This window comes from Yeosuana aromativorans (genome assembly GCF_014646655.1).
In the GTDB taxonomy this organism is placed as follows: Bacteria; Bacteroidota; Bacteroidia; order Flavobacteriales; family Flavobacteriaceae; genus Yeosuana; species Yeosuana aromativorans.
Map to the genome: position 1 here is coordinate 331065 of NZ_BMNR01000004.1, position 26501 is coordinate 357565.

Genomic DNA, 26501 nt, shown 5'->3' on the forward strand with positions numbered 1-26501 from the left:
AATGAATAACGATAAAAAAAATATCAAGGATAAAAAACCTAAATTCAATCCGTATTGGATTTATGGCGTTATAATAGCTGTGTTTTTAGCTATACAACTATTCAGTAATGTGGGTTCTCAAGACGGAAACACAACAAATCCAACACAGTTTTTTAAATTTGTTGCCGATGGTGACGTGGCACGTGTTGAAATCGTCAATAAACGTGTTTGTAAAGTCTATCTTACCAAAGAAGCAGAGCAAAAAGAAATTCACAAAAAATCGGTTCCCAACACCCTTTTGCCCACAACTAGTAGGCTGCCAAACTATAAGTTTGAATTTGGGGATCTACAAATTTTTCAAAACCAACTGAATGAAGTCATTAAAGAAAACCATCTGGATTTAACACCAGTATACATCACTGAAGACAATTTCTTTGGAGACTTGTTGGTTGGCATACTTCCTTTTATTTTACTCATCGGTGTTTGGATTTTTATCATGAGACGTATGTCTGGTGGTGCTGGCGGTGGTGCTGGTGGACAAATTTTTAACATAGGAAAATCAAAAGCCAAACTATTTGACCAAAACACAGAAGTTAAAACCACTTTTAAAGATGTTGCCGGTTTGGAAGGTGCCAAAGAAGAAGTTCAAGAAATTGTGGACTTCCTTAAATTCCCTGAAAAATATACAACACTTGGTGGGAAAATACCAAAAGGAGCACTCCTTGTAGGCCCTCCAGGAACAGGTAAAACCCTTTTGGCTAGAGCCGTTGCTGGTGAAGCCAAAGTACCGTTTTTCTCGCTTTCTGGTTCAGATTTTGTTGAAATGTTTGTCGGAGTTGGGGCTTCCAGAGTACGTGATTTGTTCAAGCAAGCCAAAGAGAAATCGCCTTCCATCATTTTTATTGATGAAATTGATGCTATTGGTCGAGCCAGAGGCAAAAACGCCATCTCAGGAAGTAACGATGAACGTGAAAATACACTGAATCAATTATTGACAGAAATGGATGGTTTTGGTACCAATACCAATGTTATTGTACTTGCCGCTACCAACCGTGCCGATATTTTAGATACAGCCTTGATGCGTGCCGGTCGTTTTGACAGGCAAATTTTTGTGGATTTACCAGATATCAGGGAACGCAAGGAAATTTTTGAGGTACATTTACGCCCGCTTAAAAAAGCAAAAGATTTAGATCTTGATTTTCTATCAAGACAAACACCAGGTTTTTCTGGAGCTGATATTGCAAATGTGTGTAATGAAGCGGCTTTGATTGCTGCCAGAAATGGTAAAAAAGAAGTTGACAAACAAGACTTCTTGGACGCTGTTGATAGAATTATTGGTGGTCTTGAGAAGAAAAACAAAATCATCACACCTGCTGAGAAAAAAGCAGTGGCATTTCATGAAGCTGGTCATGCTACCGTTAGCTGGATGTTAGAACATGCTGCGCCGTTGGTTAAGGTAACCATTGTGCCAAGGGGACGCTCCTTAGGTGCTGCATGGTATTTACCTGAAGAACGCCTTATTGTTCACCCAGAACAAATGCTGGACGAAATGTGTGCCGCATTGGGAGGAAGAGCTGCTGAAAAAGTAATTTTCAATAAAATATCTACTGGTGCCTTAAGTGACCTCGAAAAAGTCACCAAACAAGCTAGAGCCATGGTAACTGTTTATGGTTTAAGTGATAAGGTTGGTAATTTGACTTATTATGACTCCTCAGGACAAAACGAATATGGTTTCACCAAACCATATAGTGAAAAGACGGCTGAATTGATAGACAAAGAAATTTCAGAATTAATTGAAACACAATACCAAAGAGCCATCAATTTGCTTGAAGAAAATAAAGATAAGCTTACTGAATTAGCCAATGTCCTTCTTGAAAAAGAGGTCATCTTTAAAGACAATCTTGAAAAAATATTTGGAAAACGAGATTTCAATAAAGAAGAAACCGAAGTTGTCAAAGAATAAATTGCTCCATATTTTGGAAAGCTATTGCAAAAATCTTAAATTAATCGTATGGTTAGTTTAAGATTTTTTATATTTGAAAAACCCCTTTAGAAACTGAGTTAATAGCATATCCCTGAATGAGTCTATTTAGAAAAATATTTGGTTCAAAATCTGACAACAAAGAAGAAGAACTAAAATCAAATGAGCGAGGCAAATACATGCCAGAGATTAAATTGCCAATAGATGAAAAGTTTACCATAAACTTTAAAGCTAATGGTGGTAAATTCCTGTATTGCGAAGATTTAGACGAAATTTTTGAGAGTTTGCAAAACATTATTGATGAAAATAGCTGGGGTGACAAAAAGGCCTATTTTTTTGATCAAAATTTAAAAGACCGATTTAAAAATGTTGATTTATTGACCACAGATAGAGTTAGTGAATCAACATTTTTTATAACAACCTGCGAAAATTTAATAGCAAATGACGGCTCATTGTTAATCAGTTCCAATCAAATTGCTGAAAAAAAATTAATTGAACTCCCTTCAAATTTCATTGTTTTTGCTACAACAAGTCAAATGGTTGAAACCATTGGAGAAGGATTGCGTGGTATCAAATCTAAAAACAAACAAAAAATCCCCACAAACATTACCACTATCAAGCATTTTAAATCATCAGAGGAAAAAGATTTTTTAAGTTACGGAAGTAGTTCAAAAAATTTATATTTGCTGCTTTTAGAAGACCTATAACAAAACGGGGCAATTACTATTTTGATTATTAATAAACCACCATGTTGCATTGAAAGATTCTTTCAGGTTGTAAAAACAAAAAACCATAACACATGAAAGAAATTATCATACGGTCACTATCTGGGATATTTTATGTGCTGCTTTTGGTTATTTCAATTAATTACCAATATGCATTGTTAGGCCTTTTTTTTGTGTTTGGTCTTATTAGCTTGAGTGAATTCAAAAAAATAATCAAGCTAAAAAGCATTATTCCTTACTTTATTTTTATCGGACTCTTCTTTGTTTTTGCATATTGGCAAACAGTAACCGTTAGCACTATTGGCCTTGATGAAATAACCCAAATACTCATGGTCATCACCATTTTTGTTCAGTTATTTTTAATCAAAGATCTTTTTTCAGAAAAGACAATTCCACTTTTCATGTCAAAGCGGTTTATACTGACCACGTTTTACATATCAAGTGCCTTTGTGTTTTTGGTTTTAATAGCCAATCATCATAAAACATACAATCCAAATATATTACTGGGATCATTTATTCTGGTTTGGGTTAATGACTCATTTGCATATTTAGTTGGAAAAAACTTTGGAAAACAGAAGCTTTTTGAAAAAATATCGCCAAAAAAAACGGTAGAAGGTTTCTTGGGCGGGTTATTTTTTTCATGCATTGCAAGTTTTTTTATTGCTAACTTTACACACAGTTTAAGTTTTTCCAGTTGGCTTATTTTGAGTATCGTGATTAGTGTGTTTGGAACCCTAGGGGATTTAATCGAGTCAAAATTTAAAAGACAGGCCAACCTAAAGGATAGTGGTGATATCATGCCAGGACATGGTGGGTTATTGGACCGTTTGGACAGTATTATTTTTGCCGCACCGTTTATTTATTTATTTTTAAGAATCATACAGTATGTTTCATAAAGAAGGACATAAAATCATATTTATTGCATTTGTTATTATTGTAGCATCATTTCTACTAATAGATAACTTTGTTGAAACCCCATGGTTACAAAAAACATTATGGATAGTCTTACTGGGCTTTTTCATTATGATACTTCAATTTTTCAGAAACCCAAAACGGCAGACGTTTTTAAACGACAAACAAATTGTTTCAGCTGTAGATGGCAAAGTGGTTGTCATTGAAGAGGTGTTTGAAAAAGAATTTTTTAATGATAAACGCATTCAAGTAAGTGTGTTTATGTCGCCTATTAATGTTCATGTAACCCGATATCCTATTAGTGGCACCATTGCCTACAGCAAATACCATCCCGGTAAGTATTTGGTAGCATGGCATCCAAAAGCTAGTGAGGAAAATGAACGAACTACGGTAGTGGTAAATAATGATACCTTTGGAAACGTGCTATACAGGCAAATAGCCGGTGCCATGGCAAAACGTATTGTTAATTATGCCAAAGTTGGTAACATGGTTACTCAAGGTAGTGATTCTGGTTTTATAAAATTTGGTTCAAGAGTTGATTTATTTTTACCTTTAAACGCTGAAATAAAAGTACAGCTGAACCAAAAAGTTCTTGGTGGCGAAAGCATTATTGCTGAAATTAATGACTAACAACGATTTAGATATAGAATTTCAAGAGGCTGTAAACCGTGTCAATGCGCACAACGATCCGTTTCCTGCCGATTTTTTACTCAGACTCTATGCCTATTACAAAAAAGCGACCAATGACTACGGGCAACCAAGTAGCAAAAAACCCATTATAAACGCTTTTAAAACCAATGCGCTGTTTCAAATAAAGGATATTACCCCAGACGAAGCAAAAGCAACCTATATTGAACTGGTAAACACTTATTTTCTGTACAGAAAATAAGTGTTTAATTTTAATACTTTCAAAAAGTTCTTAATTCAAACTAGCCAAACTAGCTTTTAAGGTTTCAATTTTAGCCAAGGCATCTGCTTCTTTCTTTTTTTCACTGGCTACCACCTGCTCTGGCGCCCCCGCAACAAAACGCTCATTGGACAGCTTTTTTTGTACCGATTTTAAAAAGCCTTCAGTATACTGTAATTCCTCAGTCAATTTTTTAATTTCGGCCTCTACATCAATGGCACCGGCCATCGGGATGAAATATTCGTTTGATTTTACCCTAAAGGTCAAAGCCCCATCAACCGCTTCATCTGTGTATTGAATACCCTCTAAATTCACAAGCTTAACAATCACCTCATCAAACGTGGTATTGGCGTCTTCATTATTGATGACCAAACATTGAATAGCATCTTTAAAAGGAATGTTTTTTTGTTTTCTAATGGTTCTAATGCCAGAGACAACTTCTGATGCAAAATCAAATTCTGTCAACAAATCTTTGTTGTAAGCTTTTGGATTTGGCCATTTTGCAACTATCAAGGCTTCTTCTGGCGTTCGTTCTGAAATATATTGCCAAATATCCTCAGTTAAAAATGGCATGAATGGGTGCAACAATTTCAGATTATTCTCCAAAATTGAAATGGCCGCTTCATACGTGGCTTTATCAATAGGTTTTTGGTACTCTGGTTTGATAATCTCTAAAAACCAAGAACAGAAATCGTTCCATATTAACTTATAGGTTTCCATCAAAGCATCGCTAATGCGGTATTTACTGTAATGGTCTTCAATGACTAACAGCGTATCTTGAAATTTGGCCTCAAACCAGTCTATAGCTATTTTAGATGATTGAGGTTGCCCAATATCGGCAACGTCCCAACCTTGTATGAGCCTAAATGCATTCCATATTTTATTGGCAAATCCTTTTCCTTGTTGGCATAAGGCTTCATCAAACAACAAATCATTTCCAGCAGCAGAACTTAATAACAGCCCAACACGAACACCATCAGCCCCAAATTCCTCAATGAGTTTTAAGGCGTCCGGCGAATTACCTAATGACTTGCTCATTTTACGGCGTTGCTTATCACGAACCAAACCTGTTAAATAGACGTTTTCAAATGGTTTTTCATTTCTGTATTCATAGCCAGCAATAATCATTCTGGCTACCCAAAAGAACAAAATATCGGGTCCTGTAACCAAATCATTGGTTGGATAGTAATATTGAATGTCTTTGTTTTCAGGATAGCGAATGCCATCAAAAACACTCATAGGCCACAACCAAGACGAGAACCAAGTGTCCAATGCATCAGTATCTTGTGTTAAGTCTGAAATGGTAAATTGTTGATTATTGGTTTTATCTTGAGCCAACTTTAAAGCTTCTTCAATGGTTTCAGCTACCACAAAATCGTCTGTTCCATCTCCGAAGTAATAGGCTGGAATTTGTTGACCCCACAATAACTGACGTGAAATATTCCAATCGCGGATGTTTTCCATCCAATGGCGATACGTATTTTCAAACTTTTTGGGGAACAACTTAACATCACCATCTTCTAAAACCGCTTTGATGGCTGGTTTAACCAAATCTTCCATTTTTAAAAACCACTGATCTGACAGTCTAGGTTCAATAACGGCTTTGGTGCGTTCGCTGGTTCCTACTTTATTGATGTAGTTCTCGGTTTTAACCAAATGCCCTTTGTCTTCCAGTTCCTTTTTGATTTCCTTTCTAACCACAAACCGATCTTTCCCTTCATAGTGCAATCCAAAACTGTTCAGAGAAGCATCATCATTAAAAATATCAACAACTTGAAGATTGTGTTTATCGCCTAGATTTTTATCGTTTTCATCATGCGCTGGTGTTACTTTTAAACAACCCGTACCAAATTCCATATCTACATATTCATCTTCAATAATTGGGATCACCCGATTACAAATAGGCACAATGGCTTTTTTTCCTCTTAAATGGGTAAACCGTTCATCATTTGGATTGATACAGATAGCGGTATCACCAAAAATGGTTTCAGGGCGCGTTGTAGCAATGGTAAGTGTATCATTTGTCCCTTCTACTTTATAAGATAAATAATAAAGCAGTCCTTGCTGTTCTTCATAAATAACTTCTTCATCAGACAAGGTTGTTTTGGCTTCAGGGTCCCAGTTAACCATACGGTATCCACGATATATCAAGCCTTTGTTATACAAGTCAACAAATACCTTAATCACTGATTCACTCATGTCATCGTCCATGGTGAACTTAGTACGGTCCCAATCACAAGAACAACCTAGCTTTTTTAATTGTTCTAAAATAACGCCACCATATTCGTGCGTCCAATCCCAAGCATGTTTTAAAAACTCATCACGAGATAAGTCATTTTTATCAATCCCCTGCTCTTTTAGTTTTGCAACAACCTTTGCCTCGGTTGCAATAGAAGCATGGTCAGTACCTGGAACCCAACAGGCATTTTTGCCTTGTAAGCGTGCGCGACGAATCAACACGTCTTGAATGGTATTATTGAGCATGTGACCCATATGCAGCACGCCTGTGACATTTGGTGGTGGTATCACGATGGTGTAGGGCTCTCTTTCATCTGGTTCTGAATGAAAAAACTTGTGTTTCATCCAGTAATCATACCATTTACTTTCTACCTGGCTAGCATCATATTTAGCGGGAATTTCCATACTTTGGAATAGTTTTTGAATGTTGATTTGCAAAAGTACTTATATTTCTTTTTCTGTGAAAGTATATGAAGTGCATAGATATATTGATTGTAGTTTAATTTAACTACAAAAGTGCGTTTCATCTAGTTTTTTTGCTTGTTGTAGAAAAAGTGACTATGTTTACTAAAGATTTTAAAATTATTATCATGAAAAAAATAATTACTATTCTATTTATTGGTCTGATTGGTTTTTGTGCAAATGCACAGGAAAAAACTGCAAAAATTGAGTTTAAGTCAGATACAATAGATTACGGAACCATTGAAAAAGGATCCAACGGTGTTCGGGTTTTTGAGTTTACAAATACCGGTGACGCACCGCTTATCATATCTAAAGTGACTTCAAGTTGTGGTTGTACAATCCCAAAAAAACCAGACGGTGCCATTTTACCGGGTAAAACAGGGCAAATTGAAGTTAAATATGATACCAACAGAGTAAGCCCAATTAGAAAAACCATTACGGTTATTTCAAATGCTGAAACACCAACTGTAGCATTAAAAATTAAAGGTGAAGTTATTGATTCAAGCAAAGAGAGTGTCCTTGAAAAGAAAGACAAGAGCATGGTAGCTCAATAAGATTTTAAAAATATCAAATAATGGCCTGAATATTTTGAAAAATATTCAGGCTATTTTTATTCAAACAATTTTTCCAACCTAAATTCAAACGTCAACTCTCTACCATATCGTTCTACCAATAACTTGATACGGGTTCCTTCATCATCATAAAATTTATGGGTTAAATCTTGTAAGGTATAGTGATAAGAAGGTTTACCGTTTATTGACAGTATGACATCACCAATCTTCAAACCTGCTCTATCAGCAGGAGAACCTTCTCGCAGTTCAACTATTGTATAAGCTGGCTTTAATGAGAGCTTATACCGTGTATCAAAAACAATTTTTGTTCCGTTGTGAGTTTCATCAGTGAGGTTAGAATTCTCATCATCTCGTATAACATTATCAAGTTCCTTTACAAACCGCATTCCGTCATGAGCCAATTCTATCCCGCTTTTATTGTAGCTAAAAGGATCATTAAAATAGCTGTTCTTTTTAAAAGTAATATAACCTCTTGGATAATCTACAATGAGATTGAAGCGTTTTAATATATTTCCTGCCAGACTGCCATTTCTGTCTTTAAATTGCCTAGCATAAGAGATAGAAGTGGAATCTGGATAGGCCACATTGGCATTTTTAAGCACAACATTTCCTATGGAGAATTCTTGAATTCTAGAACGTTTACCATAAACACTTCCGCTTAATCCATGACCAAGAAAATCGGTGAAATATTTATCTCCACACTGAATACCCATATCCTTGTCTTCAAATAACCATAATGAATCGCTTCCGCCAGAATCAATTAATAATTTTATGGGTATCTCTTTATTGTTTATCTTAACACTTACATTTAAATATGGCTTATTATTGTAGAATTCAAGGTTCGACCGCTCACATTTTCTACAGTTTTTATACCTGTAATGTTCAGGCTCAGTTAATTTTATGAACTTGCCCGAGTAACTGATCTCAACCACAAGGTCTTTAAACAAATCATAACCTATAATACCATGTACCGGCACTCCCAATCTTGGTGTAAAATTGATATCTGCATTAAATACCGCATACAAATCTTGATTAAACTTAACGGCATCTCCTACTCTAAACACATTATTTTTTGATTTTAAAGCTTCAACGGATTCGCCTTCTCCCAAACCTCTTAAATAAATCCTTTCGGTATCCTTGATTTTTAAGGAATCTGAGAGATTCAAAAAATTAAAAATAATGGGTTTGCTAACACCGGTATCTAACAAAAATGACAATTCCACGCCATTAATTTCTACTGGAATAACAATCAAATTATTAATAAACTTAAAGTGGATTTTATCTGATTTCCTCTTGTTTTGAACAATAAACTCTCCTTGGGAAAATCCAAGACCATTATAGCATAACAGCAATAATATGACTAGAGCATTCTTCATAAAAAAACCAAGATTGAAACTTCTTGTATCAATTTACAAATCCTTTTGCCAATTGGTTCAATTATGCCTGTTTTTTAAATAAACTTTAAGATAATTTTCTCAACTTTGCACTTGAAAATTCATTTAAAATGCCAGTAATTTCCAAAAAGGGACAATTAATGCCCCAATCACCTATACGAAAATTAGCTCCTTATGCTGAAAAAGCCCATAAACAGGGTAAAACAGTGTATCATTTAAACATTGGTCAACCAGACATAAAAACACCCCAAATAGCTTTGGATGCCGTAAAAGTGCATTCTTTGGATATTTTATCTTATACACGCTCTGAAGGATCTGAAGAATATAGGGATAAAATAGCTGCTTACTACCAAAAAAAAGACATCAAGGTTACTCATGATGATATTATTGTTACCACTGGTGGTAGTGAGGCCTTACTCTTTGCCTTTGGCAGTGTTATGGACATTGATGATGAAATTATCATTCCGGAGCCATTTTATGCTAACTATAATGGTTTTTCAACAGCTTCTGGAGTGAATATTGTTCCTGTTATTTCTAAAATAGAAGATAATTTTGCGCTTCCACCCATTAGTGAGTTTGAAAAACTGATTACGCCTAAAACAAAGGCCATTCTAATTTGCAATCCAGGAAATCCTACAGGGTATTTATATTCAAAAGAAGAAATCAAACAATTGGCTGCGCTTGTAAAAAAACACGATTTATTTTTAATAGCTGATGAAGTGTACCGTGAATTTGCCTATGATGGCCATATCCATTATTCCATCATGCAAGAGGAGGGTTTAGAAGAACACGCAATCATGATTGATTCGGTTTCAAAACGCTATAGTATGTGCGGTGCCAGAATAGGCTGTTTGGTTTCCAGAAACAAATCGGTAATTCAAACAGCTTTAAAATTTGCACAAGCCCGGTTAAGTCCGCCTACATTTGCCCAAATAGCTAGTGAAGCTGCGCTTGAAACACCACAAAGTTATTTTGACAATGTTATTGAAGAATATGTTGACCGGAGAAATACGCTGATATCTGAATTGGAAAAAATTGAAGGCGTAAAAGTAGCCAAACCAAATGGGGCATTTTATTGCGTTGTGGAATTGCCCATAAAAAACTCAGACGATTTTGCACAATGGCTTTTAGAACATTTTGATATTAACGGAGAAACGGTAATGGTTGCACCTGCTGCTGGATTTTATTCAACACCAGGTGTTGGTTTAAACCAAATCAGGATTGCTTACGTACTTAAAAAGGAAAGTTTAATAACAGCAGTCCACATTTTAAAAGAAGCCTTGAAAATTTATAAAGATTAGTGCAAATCAAGCATGACATATCACTAAAACCCTTTAACACATTCGGCATTGATGTTTCGGCCAAACATTTTGTTTCGGTTTCAAACATTGATGGCTTAAAAGCTGTCTTAGCATTAAAAGAATATCCCGATAAGCTCATCTTAGGCGGTGGCAGTAACATGTTGCTTACCAAAGATCAAGACAAACTGGTCATCCATATAAATTTAAAGGGAATCACCATTGTTTCACAAGACGAAGATTTTGTGATTGTAAAAGCCAATGCTGGTGAAAACTGGCATGAATTTGTACTCTGGTGTATGGCTCATGACTTTGGCGGCATTGAAAATCTATCGTTGATCCCTGGTAATGTTGGCACAGCTCCAATCCAAAATATTGGCGCTTATGGTGTTGAACTAAAGGATATTTTTGTGTCTTGTGACTCGTTATCATTGGATTCTCTTGAAACCTGTACTTTTTCAAAAACCGATTGTCAATTTGGTTACAGGGATTCTATTTTTAAACAACACGGAAAAAACAAATATGTTGTCACCAGCGTAACTTTTAGATTAACTAAGCGCAACCATTTATTACATGTGAATTATGGCACTATTTCTTCGGAATTAGAATCCCTGAACATAACAAACCCAACTATTCAAGATATTTCAAAAGCAGTAATTTCAATTCGCGAAAGTAAATTACCCAATCCAAAAGTTATCGGCAATAGTGGTAGTTTTTTTAAAAACCCTATTATTCCAAAAAACCAATACAAAACTTTATTGCTCAATTTTCCTGATGTACCAAGTTATCCCGTTTCTGAGGATAGTGTTAAAGTTCCTGCAGGTTGGCTTATTGAAAAAGCAGGCTTTAAAGGAAAGCGGTTTGGAGATTACGGTGTACATAAAAACCAAGCGCTGGTCTTGGTTAATTATGGCCAAGCAACAGGTTCTGATATTTTAAAACTGGCCAAATTAATTCAAATTACAATATTGCGTATCTTTAATATTTCGATTGAAGCTGAAGTTAATATTCTTTAATTTGAAAGAAATATCTATTTTTGAGACTTTTAAGCATTATATTGATTTATAATTAAAAACTAACCAACTTGATTTCACCAATAGAGAAAGACATAGTAAGCTTGTTGGAAAAAGGCGATAAAAAGGCCATAACCTTACTATACGAGTATTATGCTGATGCCATTTATGGTGTTATCTTAAAAGTTATTTCGGATGAAGACGTTGCACAAGATGTCCTTCAGGAAAGCTTTGTGAAAATCTGGAAAAACTCCAAAAAATACGATGCCAGCAAAGCCAAGCTCTTTACATGGCTCTACAGAATTGCTTACAACACGGCTATTGACAAGGTTAGATCTTTAAAAAATAAAACCAATAATGAAGTCCAAATTGAGACTTCATCCGTATATAGAATAACATCAAACGAATTGAACCAAGATGTTTTAGACATCCAAAAGCACTTAAGCACTTTGGACGAAAAATATCAAATTGTGTTGAATGCCCTCTTTTTTGAAGGCATGACACAACAAGAAGCAAGTGAAGAATTAGATATTCCACTTGGAACTATAAAATCGAGATTAAAAATTGGATTACGTGAATTGAAAAAAATTTATAATCCAGAACAAATACAGTCATGAATGAGAAAATAACTACTTTTTTAAATTCTGGCCTATTAGAAAAATATCTATTAGGAGAAACTTCTTCTGATGAAACCAAATATGTTGAAACATACATTTCAAGACATCCAGAAGTAGAGAATGCATATAACACATTGCAATTCAACTTAGAAATAGTTGCAAAAAGCAATGCTGTTGAAGCTCCAAAAAATATATTGGACACTATTTTGGAAGAGCTTGATGAGAAACCTGTTGTAAAGCTCAATGCTAATAAAAAATACAAAAAATGGCATAAGTATAGCATTGCTGCCAGTATAGTTGCATTGGTTTTTGCAGGACAATCGTATTACCTTCATGTCAAAAACAAAAAACTATCCGAAGAAAACCAAGTGGTAGTCGATGAAATTTTTGATCTGCGAAGTGATATTGAAAAGAACAACAAAAAACTGGATGACATTATGCATCAGTTTAAACAGCTTAATGACCCTGAAACCTACAAATACATCATGGAAGGAAATAGTAGGGCAAAAAACTTAAAAACGGTTGCATATATCAATCCTAAAGAAAAAACATCTATGATTGATGTTGTGTCGTTACCACAACTACCAGAGGAACAATGCTATCAAATATGGGCAGAACTTCAAGGTAAAATGGTAAGTCTAGGAATTTTAAGTGAAACCGATAGACAGCTTAAATCAATTCCTTACACCGAAGATGCACTTGGCCTTAATATAACCATTGAGCCAAAAGGCGGCAACACCGTTGCATCATTAGAAAATTCAGTTGCAGAAATTCATTTAAAGTAAATTGGTTAATAGCATAATCAAAAAAAAGGCTCATTTTAAGTTTAAAATGAGCCTTTTTTGCAATTAGTGTATTAATGTTCTTAATCTTTATCAAAAAGTGTTTTATGAATAAGGCCGGCAACTATTGCTCCTGCAATTGGTGCTAACCAAAACAACCAAAGCTGACCCATATAATCACCTCCAGCAAATAATGCCTGGCTTGTTGATCTGGCTGGGTTAACAGATGTATTGGTTATGGGAATACTTATTAAATGGATTAATGTTAAAGCCAATCCGATAGCTATCGGCGCAAATCCTTTTGGAGCTCTTTCATTGGTACTTCCTAAAATAATCAACAAGAAAAAACCTGTCAACAAGAATTCTGCTACCAAAGCTGAAGTCATTGAATACCCTCCTGGTGATAGGTCACCATAACCATTGGCCGCAAAACCGCCAATGTCCACAAAATCAGATTTCCCAGATACAATAAGATATAAAGCTCCAGCAGCTAAAATGGCTCCAACTAATTGAGCTAAAATGTAACCCAACAAATCCTTACCAGCAAACTTTCCGCCTGCCCATAACCCAAAGGATACGGCAGGATTAAAATGCGCTCCAGAAATATGCCCAACGGCAAATGCCATAGTTAGCACCGTTAGACCAAATGCCAGTGCAACACCAGCAAAACCAATTCCTAAATCAGGAAAACCAGCAGCAAAAATGGCGCTTCCGCAACCACCAAAAACAAGCCAAAAAGTGCCAAAAAATTCAGCAAACAATTTTTTCATAAAATTTATTTTAATTAGTTAGTAATTTAAATATACAAATAATTGTTTTACATTGATTTAATAAATATAACTCTCAATTGTATCTATAACCCTAGTGCAATTATATTACTAAAAACCTGTATCTTTGCACCAAATAATTATAGACATCAATAATGAAACTTCTTTTAATAACCTTTATCTTATTAGGACTTGGCGTTGCAGGTATTGCCATTAAACTTTGGGCCAAAAAGGATGGCAAATTTGCTGGCACTTGTGCCAGTCAAAATCCTATGCTTAACAAAGATGGTCAAGCTTGTGGCTTTTGTGGAAAGACACCAGACCAATTTAGTGAATGCAATGAACCTCAACATTCATAGCAGTATATGACATTTCTTGATTTTGTATTCTACATGTTTATTCTTGTAGTTTGTATTCAAGTAATTTTTAATCTGCTCTTCTTCGGAAAATTTGCGTTTCTTAAACCCTCAACAAAAACACCAAACAACTTTGGCATATCGGTCATAATATGCGCAAAAAACGAAGCTAAAAATTTACAGAAATTTTTGCCTTCAGTTGTTTCTCAAGATTATCCCAATTTTGAAATTGTACTTATCAATGATGCCTCAAAAGACAAAACCTTTAAGGTCATGGAGTCTTTTGCAAGCAAACACAATAACATCAAACTTGTCAATGTAAAGAACGTTGAAGCGTTTTGGGGCAATAAAAAATATGCATTGACACTGGGTATTAAAGTGGCCAAACATGAACACCTTTTGTTTACGGATGCCGATTGTAAACCCCTTTCAAAAGATTGGATTTCCCAAATGGCTGCTTATTTTGATGACTCCAAAACCATTGTTTTGGGGTATGGGCCATATAAAAAAATAAAAAAATCCTTATTAAATAAACTGATTCGCTTTGAAACCCTCCAAACAGCTATGCAATACTTATCATTTGCAAAAGTTGGCTTGCCTTATATGGGTGTTGGCCGAAACTTAGCCTACAAAAAAAGTGAGTTTTTTAATGCCAATGGTTTTATAAGCCATATTGATGTTCGTTCTGGCGATGATGATTTGTTTATCAACCAGGTAGCTACATCAAATAACACAACCATTTGTTTTTCTAAAGACAGTTTTACGCAATCTATCCCCAAAACAACCTTTACCGATTGGATCAAACAAAAACGAAGACATATTTCTACAGCAAAACATTATAAATTTAAGCACAAGGTTTTATTGACTTTATTATACAGTTCCCAGCTATTGTTTTGGTTGTTGGCATTCGTTCTTTTAATATTTCAGTTCAATTGGAAAATTGTACTGGCCTTATTGCTTTTTAGGTTGTGTCTTCAATTTCTTGTTGTGGGCTTCTCAACAAAAAAACTGGGTGAAAAAGATATTTTGTATTTACTTCCGTTTTTAGAACTGTTTTTAATTAGTGTACAATTAACTATCTTTATAAATAATCTTATTTCAAAACCAAGTCATTGGAAATAGAAGAGGCCATTAAACGTGCTAAACAAAACGACCAAAAAGCATTTAATTTCTTGTTAGACACTTTTTGGGATGATGTGTATGGATTTCAATTGAAACGCATTGAGAATGAAAATGATGCCGAGGATATTACCATTCAAACATTTTCAAAAGCTTTTGACAGAATTGAAACCTTTGATGAATCTTATAAATTCAAAACCTGGCTCATAGCCATATCAAAAAACATTCACATAGACTTGTTGAGAAAAGACAAAAACCATATATCTCAAAGACATTTTAATGATGATGAGACCTTTTATCAAATTCTTGACGAATCGCCTTCTGTGGAAGACACCTTGATTACAGAACAAAATTTAGCTAAATTGCTTCGAGATATTAAAAAGTTAAAACCCCATTATCAGGAAATTATCAACTTAAGATATTTTCAAGAATTGAGTTACAAAGAAATCTCTGAACAACTCAATGAACCCATGAACAATATAAAAGTGAAATTGTTACGGGCTAAAAAGCTATTAGCTGAGATTATTCAAGAAAAATAAAATGGATCAAAACAAACTTCATTGTTATAAGGAGTCAGGAATAGCACCTCCATTAAACATAGCCCTCAGTATAACTTGCGGTTTAATTGTCATTTTATTTATAAGCTATTTTTACAGTTTAATAACAACTTATCTCCCTATCATCTATTTTAATTTTTTGATTGTGGTCGCCTTTGGTTTTATCATTTCTTATGTTAGTAGACTATTTAACATTCTTTTTAAAATCAGAAATCGTAAAAAAGCAATAATCATTACAATAATACTTTCAGTTTTTGCCGTTTATTTTCAATGGGTAAGCTACCTTTTTATACTATCTTATGAGGATTTAGGTTCTTTTTCAGTCATAAATAATCTTGGTAGTTTTTTCAATCTTCTTTTCAGACCGGATATAGTATTTATTAACTGTATTGAAATAAACAGAATTGGCTTATGGTCAATTGGAACTTCAGGCATAAATATAAGAGGTGTTGTTTTATGGTTGGTTTGGTTAGCAGAAGCTGGTACTATTATTTTTATATCCATAAATAATTTTATGAACTTCAATAAAATTCCCTTTTCTGAAAAAGATAACAAATGGTTTAAAAAAGAATTTATAGATTTCGATTTTGAGCATATTGCATTTAAAAAGAATTTTGTAGAAGAATTTAGTATAAATCCTTTTGAATCGATTAGCCAATTAAAAAGAGGTGATGGGATAAGGCATTCCAAAATAAGTATTTTTAGATCAGAAACAGAATCAAAAAGCCTAATAACAATTGATAATATTATTGTGACCCAAAGAGGAAAAGGCAAAAAGGATTACACAAAAGTTTTAGAGTATTGCTATCTTGACAATAATTTTTTAGCTCAATTGAGAGAAAAGTACAAAACAAAAAAAGCAACACTTTTTGATTACTAAAATTAAAAACCTAGGGCCTGGATTATTATTTGCTGGAGCAGCGATAGGCGTATCCCATTTGGTTCAATCTACACGAGCAGGAGCCGATTTTGGTTTGGGTTTGCTTTGGGCCTTATTACTGGTAAATATATTTAAATATCCATTTTTTCAATTTGGCCCAAGATATGCAACGGCTACTGGGGAAAGCTTGCTTGATGGCTATAAAAAACTGGGCAAAGGTGTTTTAACAACCTACTATATACTTAATATTGCCACCATGTTTACCATTCAAACGGCGGTAACCATTGTCACTGCTGGATTAGCATCCTCCCTGTTTGGCAACTTTATTAGTGTTGAAATGTGGACTATCGTGATATTGGCCATTTGCTTTTCATTATTGATTTTAGGAAAATATAAATTATTGGATAGGCTGATGAAAGTGATTGTACTAACACTTACAATAAGCACTATTGCTGCTGTGTGTATGGCATTTTCTCAAAATTCCAGTCCGCTTTCCATAACCCAAATACTTCCTAACAATCCCATGGAAGTAGCCTTTTTAATTGCCTTTATGGGATGGATGCCGGCACCATTGGATGTTTCGGTTTGGCAATCGCTTTGGGCCATAGAAAAAAACAAAGACACCCAATCATACAGTCCGAAATCTGCCTTATTTGATTTCAATATTGGTTATTTAAGCACCATAGTTATTGGCGTTGGATTTTTGCTGTTAGGGGCATTAGTGATGTTCAATAGTGGCGAAACATTTAGTGCTTCAGCAGGTGTTTTTTCCAATCAGTTAATTGATCTTTACACAAATAGTTTAGGTGAATGGGCCCATTATATTATAGCTATCGCTGCTTTTACCACCATGTTCAGTACAACCATTACCACATTGGATGCCTCACCAAGAGCCATGGATAAAACCACCGAATTGCTGTTTAACAAATCCTCTAAGTATGGATATTTGGGTTGGATTATTTTACTCACCTTGGGCACTATCGGAATCTTTTTCTTTTTGGATTCTGAAATGGGACTGCTCATCAAAATCGCAACCATATTATCGTTTATCACGGCACCATTTTATGCTATCATTAATTATAAACTAATTTCAAGTAAACATACACCCAAAGCATGGCATCCATCAAGACAATTACATGTTTTAAGTTGGTTGGGAATCCTTTTTTTAATTGGATTTAGCGTTTGGTATCTTACCACATTATAACTTAAGTTTTAGAGAATACTTTGTATCTTTGTGGCTTTCTTTTTAGTTATGGAAACAGAAACACTATCAAATATATTACCAGAACGACAAGCCAAACCTAAATGGTTACGGGTAAAGTTGCCAACTGGCAAAAAATATACGGAACTAAGAGGGTTGGTCGACAAATACAAACTCAATACCATCTGCACGTCTGGAAGTTGTCCTAATATGGGTGAATGTTGGGGAGAAGGCACTGCAACCTTTATGATTTTAGGAAATATTTGTACACGTTCCTGTGGATTTTGTGGTGTAAAAACAGGCCGTCCAGAAACCATTGATTGGGATGAGCCCGAAAAAGTGGCTCGTTCCATAAAAATCATGAATATCAAACACGCCGTTTTAACCAGTGTTGATAGAGACGATTTAAAAGATATGGGTAGTATTATGTGGGCGGAAACTGTAAAAGCGGTTAGAAGAATGAATCCAGAAACCACGCTTGAAACCTTGATTCCTGATTTTCAAGGTGTGGAACAACATATTGACAGAATTATTGCTGTAGCTCCTGAGGTTGTGTCGCATAATATTGAAACCGTTAGGCGTCTGACACGTGAGGTGCGTATTCAAGCAAAATACGATCGTAGTTTAGGTGTTTTAAAATACTTAAAGCAACAAGGACAACGACGTACAAAATCTGGCATCATGCTAGGACTTGGTGAAACTCGGGAGGAAGTGATTGAAACGCTTCACGATTTAAAAGCGAATGATGTTGATGTGGTTACCATTGGTCAATATTTGCAACCCAGTAAAAAACACCTACCGGTAAAACAATTTATAAATCCAGATCAATTTAAGGAATACGAAGAGATTGGTCTTGGCCTTGGGTTCCGTCATGTTGAAAGCAGCGCCTTGGTTCGCTCGTCATACAAGGCCCAAAAACACATTCAGTAATCATGATTACTGTTGCTATCAATGGGTTTGGTAGAATAGGCCGGCGTGTATTTAGATTACTGCAAGACCATGATAACATACAAGTAGTTGCCATAAATGATTTGGCAAATGCAAGAACGTTAAGCCATCTTTTAAAATATGATAGTATTCATGGCATTTTTAATGCTACCGTTTCTTATAATGACCATCATATTATTGTTAATGACCACCCTGTCCATTTACTGAACCATAAACATCCAAAAGATATTGATTGGTCACCATACCATGTTGACTTTGTAATTGAGTCTACCGGAAAATTTAAAACCAAAACTGATTTAGAATACCATATAAAAAATGGAGCAAAACGAGTTATTTTAAGCGTTCCTCCTATCGAAGATGACATAAAAACCATTGTTATGGGCGTTAATGATGAAATCATTGATGGTTCTGAGACCATTGTTTCCAATGCGTCTTGTACTACAAACAATGCGGCACCAATGATTGATATTATCAATACGCTTTGTGGTATCAATCAAGCCTACATAACAACCGTTCATTCTTATACAACCGATCAAAGTTTACATGACCAACCCCATCATGATTTGCGACGAGCACGAGCCGCTGGGCAATCCATTGTTCCTACAACAACCGGAGCCGCAAAAGCATTGACAAAAATTTTTCCAGAACTTTCTGATGCTATTGGAGGTTGTGGGATTAGAGTGCCCGTGGCTAATGGGTCTTTAACAGATATAACATTTAATGTTAAACGCCATGTGACTATAGAAGATATTAATAATGCATTTAAATCTGCCTCAAAAAATAAATATAAGGGTATTTTGGAATATACAGAAGACCCTATTGTTTCCATAGATATTGTTGGGAATTCGCATTCTTGTATCTTTGATTCTCAAATGACATCCGTAATAGGAAACATGGTAAAAATAATCGGTTGGTATGATAATGAAACTGGTTATTCTAGTAGAATTATTGATTTATTGTGCAATTTATCGGAAAAAAATAACGTTTTATCGAAAAAATAATTATATTTGTCGATGATAAATGGAACATATGACCCAAATCTATAAGCACATATTAGTCCTTTTTATGTTGTTGTCTCTCAGTATGTCATCACAAAATTCTGTTGATAAAGATCCTGAAATACTACAAAACAACATCAATTATCGTATCACACAGTCAGAATATGATATTGATAATTACAATTATTACGAAGCACAAAAAAAACTGGATGATGCTTTAGAAATTGCTACTGAAATCGATGACAAAAAGAGCATTGGCCTGATTTATTCCAAAAAAGGAAGGCTTCAACTCATTATAGAAGATTTAGATGAAGCCATTGTATCACTCAACAAAGCAATTGAAGTGCAGCGCCTTGCAAAAGACAATGAAAATCTTGGCAATTCATACAAAACCTTTGGAGATATTTATGTCAGCAAAGAAAACTACAAACAGGCACTGGATTATTACCGATCAGCACAAACACTCTTTGAGCAAGAAGGTTTGAATAAAGAATTGGCAGATGTTCTTTTAAGTGAAGGAAAAACCTATATCAGCATAAAAAATTACAGTAAAGCACGAATGCTCATTGAGCAATCCATAGCCATAGCAAAACGATTTGATTTATTTAAAACTGAAAGTAGTGCCCTGATCAATCACGGAAAAGTATATACTGCTTTAGGCGATCCGGCAAAAGCACTTACTTACGCCAATGAAGGATTGGCCATAGCCAAGACCAACCATTTTTCAGAAATAATAAATGAAGGTTATTTGGTGCTAAGTGATATCAACCAAAAAATTGGTGACTACAAACTATCCAATGACTATTTAAGAAGCCATATAAAACTATCTGATTCCCTTAGAAAAGTAAAACGGGAAAACCTATCAGAAGAAAAGAAAATACAGTTTTTGCTAAATGACCAAATTGAAAACAACAAAAAACAAAAAGAGCAATTAGAAGAAGCTAACAACAAGAATGATTTAGGCACTTTAATTTCCATATTGAGTGTTGCCTTAATCACAATATTGTCCTTATTAACACTGTCACTTTACAAGAACAACAACATACGGTTAAAGACCAACAATATGCTACATAAAAAAAATGCCGAGCTTATTGTTGCCAAAGAAAAAGCTGAATTAGCCTCAAAAACAAAGGCCAATTTCTTGTCAACCGTAACGCATGAGCTAAGGACACCCTTATATGCCGTAACGGGATTGAGCAATATGTTGCTGGAAGAAAATCCAAAACCAGAGCAAATCCAACATTTAAAATCACTTAAATTCTCTGGTGATTATTTATTGACTTTTATCAATGATATTTTACAGATAAACAAAATTGAAGCCAACAAAGTAGATATTGAACCCGAAATTTTCAACTTAAAAAAGAAAATCAACAATATCATATTAGCCTTAAACAACTCGGCTCAAGACAACAACACCAAACTTCATTTTGAATATGATAAAACACTTCCAGAAAACTTTATTGCAGACCAATTAAAGATCTCCCAAATCCTTATTAACTTAATTGGTAATTCAATTAAATTCACAAAAGACGGTGATATTTGGATCAGGGTTTACAAACTGAGTGAAGACAATGACATTTACAATTTACGTTTTGAAGTTGAGGACAATGGTATTGGCATCAGCGAGGAAAAACAGGAAAACATGTTTGAAAGTTTTTCTCAAGGCTCCATTCAAATCAACCGTAAATATGGCGGTACGGGATTAGGTCTTTCCATTGTAAAAGGTTTGATTGAAATCTTAAAAGGTAAAATCTATTTAAAAAGTGAGTTGGGAGTAGGTTCTACTTTTTACTTTGAGATTCCTTTGAAATATACAGGTGAGGAAGTAAAAGACACAAAAGTTACCCTATTTAACGAAGCTAAGGAATTAGACCTGACAAATGTAAAAGTCTTGGTGGTTGAGGATAACAAGATAAACCAAATGATCACCAAGAAAATACTCACCAAAATGGATCTTAACTGTGAAGTGATAGATAATGGCGAAGCAGCTGTTGATATGGTTAAAACAAACAAATACGACATTGTTTTAATGGATATTCATATGCCGGGAATCAGTGGTATTGAAGCTACTAAAATCATTAGGACTTTTGATAAGGAACTAACTATTTTTGCGCTTACAGCCGTAACCATAGAAGATAAAATGCACGAGTTTGAAGAAGCTGGTTTTACCGATATTATTCCAAAGCCATTTAAACAAGAAGAGTTTGAGAAAAAACTGTTTAATGCCCTTTCCAATACTGATAAATCGGCTACCGCTTAGAAGCCACAAACTCTTTGATTAAACCATCAAATTTTAACGAATCATCAATAGCTATAGTTATTGGCAAATAGAATAGTTTTTCTTTTAAGGATTTGTATTTCTGTAGCCGCATAAAGTCCTTTTCGGTTGTCACAATTAGCTCTTTTGTATTCAATTCAGCAATATCTTGCTCAGTAAATTCGTAATGATCCTTGTAATTTAAATGTTCAAATGCCAGGTGCTTACCTTTTAAGTGATCTACCAAGGACTTGGCATTGGCAATACCTGTTACTAAAGTAAACGCCTTTAAATCTGAGATTTTCATGCTACAATCAATTGACTGCAACACGTCTGAATACACAACCGAGCTAAAAAAAACAGACTGATAGGCTTCGGGGTTTAATTCTTTCGTGATTTGCTCTTTCTCACTTTCGGTCAAATCCAAAGGGCATTTAGTAACCACGATAATTTGGGCTCGCTTGGCGCCACTTGCAGGCTCTCTTAAATTACCCGCAGGCAACACAAAATCCTTTGTGTATATATCAGCATAGGTTGTGAGCAAAATATTAAATCCTGCCTTCACTTTTCTATGCTGAAAGGCATCATCCAATAAAATAATTTCTGGCGAATTCTCTAATTTCTGCAGCGTTTTGATTCCATGTGTTCTTTCTGCATCAACAGCCACATGAATAGTGTTTTTAAATTTTGAATAAAATTGAAATGGTTCATCACCTAATGTTTCATCTGTGTCATTTTCAGTTGCCAATTGAAATCCTTTGGTTTTCCGTTTATAACCTCGGCTTAATGTAGCGACTTTATACTCATTCTTGAGCATTTCTATTAAATACTCAATCATGGGCGTTTTACCAGTTCCACCAACACTCAAATTGCCAACACAAATCACGGGCAAATTAAATGCCACCGATTTTTTTATCCCAATATCATACAGTTTGTTGCGCAAACATGTTACGGCATAGTAAACAGGAACAAAAGGAAATAATATTTTTCTGTAAAACTTCACTGAATGAAAATTGATTTCAAATTAACACTTAAAAGACAAAGTAAAGATTATTTTTTTTAAAAGGTTGAATGTGTCAATTGAAAAATAAAAAGCACTGTTCACTCTAAATATTTTATCTTTGAAATAAAACATAAAAACCATGATTATTCAGGATGTTATTAATCATTTAGAGGAATTTGCACCTTTAGCTTATGCAGAGGATTTTGATAATGTTGGCCTCCTTGTAGGTGATAAAAACACAAAGTTAAACGGTGTTTTAGTGACTTTAGATACGCTTGAGGAGGTAGTTGATGAAGCCATTCAAAAAAAATGCAACCTTATTGTTAGTTTCCATCCCATTATTTTTAAAGGCCTAAAAAAAATCACGGGAAAAAGCTATGTTGAACGTGTGATTTTAAAAGCCATACAAAACAATATTGCCATTTATGCTATCCATACGGCGTTGGATAACGCTTTGCAAGGGGTTAATGATATGATTTGCAATCAACTTAAACTACACAACAAGCAGATATTGATTCCGCAAGCGCAAACCATAAAAAAACTGACTACGTTTGTCCCTAAAGCCGAAGCAGAACAACTAAGAACTGCTTTATTTAAAGTTGGAGCCGGCAATATTGGTAACTATTCCAACTGCAGTTTTAACGTTGAAGGCATTGGCACATTTAACGGAAATGAAAGTTCCAATCCAACAAAAGGGGAAAAAGGCCACATTCATTATGAAGAAGAAACACAAATCACCTTAACGTATGCCAAACACTTGGAGCCAACAATTCTCAAAACGCTTTTCAAAACCCATTCATACGAAGAAGTGGCTTACGAAATCACAACACTTGAAAACAAAAACCAACACATCGGCATAGGCATGGTTGGCGATTTAGAAGAGGCCATGGATGAAAAACAGTTTTTAAATTATTTAAAAACCCACATGAACACAAAGCATATTAGGCACTCAAAATTATTGGGCAAACCCATTAAAAAAATTGCCGTTCTGGGTGGCTCCGGAAGTTTTGCCATTGAAAGCGCTCAAGCTGCTGGCGCTGATGTGTTTATCACTGCCGATTTGAAGTATCACGACTTTTTTAGGGCAGAAAACAAGCTTGTTTTAGCCGATATTGGCCATTATGAAAGTGAACAGTTCACAAAAAACCTTTTAGTAGCATATCTTACAAAAAAAATTACTAATTTTGCAGTCGTTTTATCAAACATAGATACCAATCCTGTTAAGTATTTTTAAAGTATGACCAAAAAGAAAGAAGTAACTGTTGAAGAGCGCTTAAGGGCTTTATACGATTTACAACTTATAGATTCTCGTATAGATGAAATAAGAAATGTTAGAGGAGAACTGCCATTGGAAGTTCGTGATTTAGAGGATGAAGTTGCTGGACTAAACATTAGACTGGAAAAACTCACATCTAGTCTAGACGTCATTGACAACGACATTGTTGCCAAGAAAAACTTAATTGAGGAGTCTAAAGCTTTAATTAAAAAATACAGCGAGCAACAAAAAAACGTAAGAAACAACAGAGAGTTCAATTCACTAACAAAAGAAATTGAGTTTCAAGAACTTGAAATTGAGTTAGCTGAAAAACATATTAAAGAGTTCAAGGTTCAAATAGAGCAGAAAAAAGAGGTCATTGCCGAAACCAAGGAACGATTGAAAGAGCGCGAAAACCACTTAAAACATAAAAAAGGTGAGCTTGATGCTATTTTGGCCGAAACTGAAAAAGAAGAACAAGCATTGATTGCAAAGTCTGAAGATTACAAAGAACAGATTGAAGATCGCTTGGTATCTGCTTACACAAGAATCCGTCAAAACGTGAAAAACGGATTGGCTGTGGTTGCTATTGAAAGAGGTGCTTCTGGAGGATCATTTTTTACCATTCCACCACAAGTACAAGTTGAAATTGCCTCTAGAAAAAAAATCATTACTGATGAGCACAGCGGTAGGATTTTAGTTGATGAAGCGCTAGCTAATGAACAAAAAGAGAAAATGGAAAAATTGTTTTCAAAACTATAATCCATTAAAAAATAAAATTTTAAAAGAGTCTTCAAATTATTGAAGGCTCTTTTTTTTAATAAAACTTTCACATAAATTCAATTAAGGTTTTTTCATTCTATACGTCTATGATAAAAAACCTAATTAATTATGAAAAAAATATATAACTTAGTTTTGGTTGCTCTTTTATTTAGTTGCCATAATTCTGCCCAAGTCAATCCAGAACAACAAGCTGTCATTAATGCCAAACCTGTTGAAGTTTCTTCACAAAACGGAAAAGCAAGAGCCTACTTTTCAAGTGGCTGCTTTTGGTGTGTTGAAGCTATTTTTGAAAGCGTAAAAGGGGTTGATGAAGTTATAAACGGTTATTCTGGTGGACATACCAAAAACCCAACCTATGAAGACAGTAATACCGGTAGAACAGGACACGCCGAATCTGTTGAAGTAATTTATGACCCAAACGTTGTAAGTTTTTCAACACTTGTTGATGTGTATTTTGGCTCTCAAAACCCATTACAAGTCAATGGTCAAGGCCCTGATAGAGGCTCACAATATCGTTCCATTATTTTTTATCAAAACGATGAACAAAAACAAATTATAGAATCTAAAAAATCAGCATTAGAAAAAAAACTTAATGCCAAGGTTGCTGCAGAAATCTATCCTTTTCAAAAGTTTTGGAAAGCAGAGGATTATCATCAAAACTACGTCCGCCTGCATCCAGAAAATAGGTATGTTCAAGGCGTTTCCATTCCAAGGTTGAACCGTTTTAAATCAAAGTTCCCTGAGCTGTTAAAGGATTAACCCTGAACAAAATAGTGTTTTTAGGTTTATGATTTTCTATCTTTGTTAAAAACACTTAACAGATGAAAAATCACATCCTTATACTTGCCATACTAATCACATGCATCTCTTGTAAACAAAATAAAAAGATACAACCCGAAATTAAATCACAAACACTTGCAGAAAAAATAACCAATGCCAATGGTATTGAAAACTGGAAAAATGTATCTGAAATAGATTTCACTTTTAACGTAGACAGAGATACAATTCATTTTGAACGCTCATGGAGTTGGCAACCAAAAACAGGTGATGTGACCTTGATTTCTGGGAAAGACACCATTTCATACAAACAAATGGCTGTTGACAGCACATCTTTGAATGCCGACAAAAGCCTTATAAATGACTCATTTTGGTTATTGGCTCCGTTTCATTTGGTTTGGGACAAAGGCACAACCATTTCAGACCTTGTTAAAGAAGAAGCCCCGATGAGTAAAACGATAATGAATAAAATAACCTTGACATATCCTAACCAAGGTGGTTACACACCAGGCGATGCTTACGATTTTTATTTTGGTGATGATTATCTGGTCAAGGAATGGATTTACAGAAAAGGGAATTCAAAAGAACCTTCAATGATTACGTCTTGGGACAATTATCAAGATTTTAATGGTTTAAAAATAGCCAAAGAACATAAAAATTCAGAAGGGAATTTTAAACTGTATTTCACAAATGTGAAGGTTGTTTTTAACTAATTTTTAA

At 34.7% G+C, this 26501-nt stretch carries 26 protein-coding genes; 22 read left to right on the forward strand and 4 right to left on the reverse strand.

Features of this window, described 5'->3' with window-relative positions:
- The first annotated feature begins 1 nt into the window (after position 1).
- The 5 genes from ftsH (at position 2) to IEW94_RS10715 (ending at position 4486) form a co-directional block, all read left to right on the forward strand.
- Complete coding sequence (gene ftsH / locus IEW94_RS10695) at positions 2–1942, forward strand: ATP-dependent zinc metalloprotease FtsH (protein WP_188652802.1); 1941 nt, start codon at positions 2–4, stop codon at positions 1940–1942.
- A 116-nt stretch (positions 1943–2058) separates the two neighbouring features.
- On the forward strand, positions 2059–2667 hold the full coding sequence (locus tag IEW94_RS10700) for an LUD domain-containing protein (protein WP_188652804.1): 609 nt from the start codon (positions 2059–2061) through the stop codon (positions 2665–2667).
- Between the two features lie 92 nt (positions 2668–2759).
- The gene (locus IEW94_RS10705; protein ID WP_188652806.1) at positions 2760–3581 is read left to right on the forward strand and encodes a phosphatidate cytidylyltransferase; all 822 of its coding nucleotides are present in this window, start codon (positions 2760–2762) and stop codon (positions 3579–3581) included.
- Positions 3571–4227 carry a phosphatidylserine decarboxylase family protein gene (locus IEW94_RS10710; RefSeq protein WP_188652808.1) on the forward strand — a complete coding sequence of 219 codons (657 nt, stop codon included), beginning with the start codon at positions 3571–3573 and terminating at the stop codon, positions 4225–4227. The genes IEW94_RS10705 and IEW94_RS10710 overlap by 11 nt, the downstream gene beginning before the upstream one ends.
- Entirely contained in the window at positions 4220–4486 is a 267-nt protein-coding gene (locus tag IEW94_RS10715) for an acyl-CoA-binding protein (protein WP_188652810.1), read from the forward strand. The genes IEW94_RS10710 and IEW94_RS10715 overlap by 8 nt, the downstream gene beginning before the upstream one ends.
- A 30-nt stretch (positions 4487–4516) precedes the next feature.
- On the opposite strand, the gene IEW94_RS10720 is transcribed toward IEW94_RS10715, so the two are convergent.
- Complete coding sequence (locus IEW94_RS10720; protein WP_188652816.1) at positions 4517–7147, reverse strand: valine--tRNA ligase; 2631 nt, start codon at positions 7145–7147, stop codon at positions 4517–4519.
- Positions 7148–7332: 185 nt separating this feature from the next.
- Between IEW94_RS10720 and IEW94_RS10725 the strand changes: the two genes are divergently transcribed.
- The gene (locus IEW94_RS10725; protein WP_188652818.1) at positions 7333–7758 is read left to right on the forward strand and encodes a DUF1573 domain-containing protein; all 426 of its coding nucleotides are present in this window, start codon (positions 7333–7335) and stop codon (positions 7756–7758) included.
- A gap of 56 nt (positions 7759–7814) precedes the next feature.
- Here the strand turns inward: IEW94_RS10725 and IEW94_RS10730 are convergent, their stop codons facing one another.
- Positions 7815–9152: an aspartyl protease family protein gene (locus IEW94_RS10730; protein ID WP_188652820.1), complete on the reverse strand. Its 1338-nt coding sequence runs from the start codon at positions 9150–9152 to the stop codon at positions 7815–7817.
- Between the two features lie 128 nt (positions 9153–9280).
- Here IEW94_RS10730 and IEW94_RS10735 point away from each other — a divergent pair, with 128 nt between their 5' ends.
- The 4 genes from IEW94_RS10735 to IEW94_RS10750 all read left to right on the forward strand — a co-directional run bounded on the left by IEW94_RS10735 (position 9281) and on the right by IEW94_RS10750 (position 12883).
- Positions 9281–10471, forward strand: a complete 1191-nt coding sequence (locus tag IEW94_RS10735) for a pyridoxal phosphate-dependent aminotransferase (RefSeq protein WP_188652822.1) — start codon at positions 9281–9283, stop codon at positions 10469–10471.
- Positions 10471–11484 (forward strand): UDP-N-acetylmuramate dehydrogenase, encoded by a 1014-nt coding sequence (murB, locus tag IEW94_RS10740; protein ID WP_188652824.1) that lies wholly within the window; start codon positions 10471–10473, stop codon positions 11482–11484. The genes IEW94_RS10735 and murB overlap by 1 nt, the downstream gene beginning before the upstream one ends.
- A 68-nt stretch (positions 11485–11552) precedes the next feature.
- Entirely contained in the window at positions 11553–12098 is a 546-nt protein-coding gene (locus IEW94_RS10745) for an RNA polymerase sigma factor (protein ID WP_188652826.1), read from the forward strand.
- Positions 12095–12883, forward strand: a complete 789-nt coding sequence (locus tag IEW94_RS10750; protein WP_188652828.1) for an anti-sigma factor — start codon at positions 12095–12097, stop codon at positions 12881–12883. Before IEW94_RS10745 ends, IEW94_RS10750 begins: the two co-directional genes overlap by 4 nt.
- Positions 12884–12963: 80 nt before the next feature.
- On the opposite strand, the gene aqpZ is transcribed toward IEW94_RS10750, so the two are convergent.
- On the reverse strand, positions 12964–13650 hold the full coding sequence (gene aqpZ, locus IEW94_RS10755; RefSeq protein WP_188652831.1) for an aquaporin Z: 687 nt from the start codon (positions 13648–13650) through the stop codon (positions 12964–12966).
- 152 nt (positions 13651–13802) lie between these two features.
- Between aqpZ and IEW94_RS10760 the strand changes: the two genes are divergently transcribed.
- From IEW94_RS10760 to IEW94_RS10795, 8 genes are all read left to right on the forward strand, one after another.
- Positions 13803–14006, forward strand: coding sequence for a membrane or secreted protein (locus IEW94_RS10760; protein WP_188652833.1), 204 nt, complete (start codon positions 13803–13805; stop codon positions 14004–14006).
- Between the two features lie 6 nt (positions 14007–14012).
- Entirely contained in the window at positions 14013–15125 is a 1113-nt protein-coding gene (locus tag IEW94_RS10765; RefSeq protein ID WP_188652834.1) for a glycosyltransferase, read from the forward strand.
- Positions 15116–15661: an RNA polymerase sigma factor gene (locus IEW94_RS10770; RefSeq protein WP_188652836.1), complete on the forward strand. Its 546-nt coding sequence runs from the start codon at positions 15116–15118 to the stop codon at positions 15659–15661. The genes IEW94_RS10765 and IEW94_RS10770 overlap by 10 nt, the downstream gene beginning before the upstream one ends.
- A 1-nt stretch (position 15662) precedes the next feature.
- The gene (locus tag IEW94_RS10775; protein ID WP_188652838.1) at positions 15663–16559 is read left to right on the forward strand and encodes a hypothetical protein; all 897 of its coding nucleotides are present in this window, start codon (positions 15663–15665) and stop codon (positions 16557–16559) included.
- Positions 16549–17763 (forward strand): Nramp family divalent metal transporter, encoded by a 1215-nt coding sequence (locus tag IEW94_RS10780; RefSeq protein WP_188652839.1) that lies wholly within the window; start codon positions 16549–16551, stop codon positions 17761–17763. The genes IEW94_RS10775 and IEW94_RS10780 overlap by 11 nt, the downstream gene beginning before the upstream one ends.
- A 48-nt stretch (positions 17764–17811) precedes the next feature.
- Positions 17812–18690 (forward strand): lipoyl synthase, encoded by an 879-nt coding sequence (gene lipA / locus IEW94_RS10785; protein ID WP_188652841.1) that lies wholly within the window; start codon positions 17812–17814, stop codon positions 18688–18690.
- A 2-nt stretch (positions 18691–18692) separates the two neighbouring features.
- Positions 18693–19709: a type I glyceraldehyde-3-phosphate dehydrogenase gene (gene gap / locus IEW94_RS10790; protein ID WP_188652843.1), complete on the forward strand. Its 1017-nt coding sequence runs from the start codon at positions 18693–18695 to the stop codon at positions 19707–19709.
- Positions 19710–19791: 82 nt separating this feature from the next.
- The gene (locus IEW94_RS10795; RefSeq protein WP_229669505.1) at positions 19792–21966 is read left to right on the forward strand and encodes a tetratricopeptide repeat protein; all 2175 of its coding nucleotides are present in this window, start codon (positions 19792–19794) and stop codon (positions 21964–21966) included.
- Here the strand turns inward: IEW94_RS10795 and lpxK are convergent.
- Positions 21956–22966, reverse strand: coding sequence for a tetraacyldisaccharide 4'-kinase (gene lpxK / locus IEW94_RS10800; RefSeq protein ID WP_188652847.1), 1011 nt, complete (start codon positions 22964–22966; stop codon positions 21956–21958). The two genes, IEW94_RS10795 and lpxK, sit on opposite strands and share 11 nt — an antisense overlap.
- Positions 22967–23105: 139 nt before the next feature.
- On the opposite strand from lpxK, the gene IEW94_RS10805 reads away from it, so the two are divergent.
- The 4 genes from IEW94_RS10805 (at position 23106) to IEW94_RS10820 (ending at position 26494) form a co-directional block, all read left to right on the forward strand.
- Complete coding sequence (locus IEW94_RS10805) at positions 23106–24200, forward strand: Nif3-like dinuclear metal center hexameric protein (protein ID WP_188652849.1); 1095 nt, start codon at positions 23106–23108, stop codon at positions 24198–24200.
- Positions 24201–24203: 3 nt separating this feature from the next.
- Positions 24204–24983, forward strand: a complete 780-nt coding sequence (locus IEW94_RS10810) for a zinc ribbon domain-containing protein (RefSeq protein WP_188652851.1) — start codon at positions 24204–24206, stop codon at positions 24981–24983.
- Positions 24984–25112: 129 nt separating this feature from the next.
- Complete coding sequence (gene msrA / locus IEW94_RS10815) at positions 25113–25763, forward strand: peptide-methionine (S)-S-oxide reductase MsrA (RefSeq protein ID WP_188652853.1); 651 nt, start codon at positions 25113–25115, stop codon at positions 25761–25763.
- Positions 25764–25825: 62 nt separating this feature from the next.
- Positions 25826–26494, forward strand: coding sequence for a hypothetical protein (locus tag IEW94_RS10820; protein WP_188652855.1), 669 nt, complete (start codon positions 25826–25828; stop codon positions 26492–26494).
- The last annotated feature ends 7 nt before the right edge of the window (positions 26495–26501 follow it).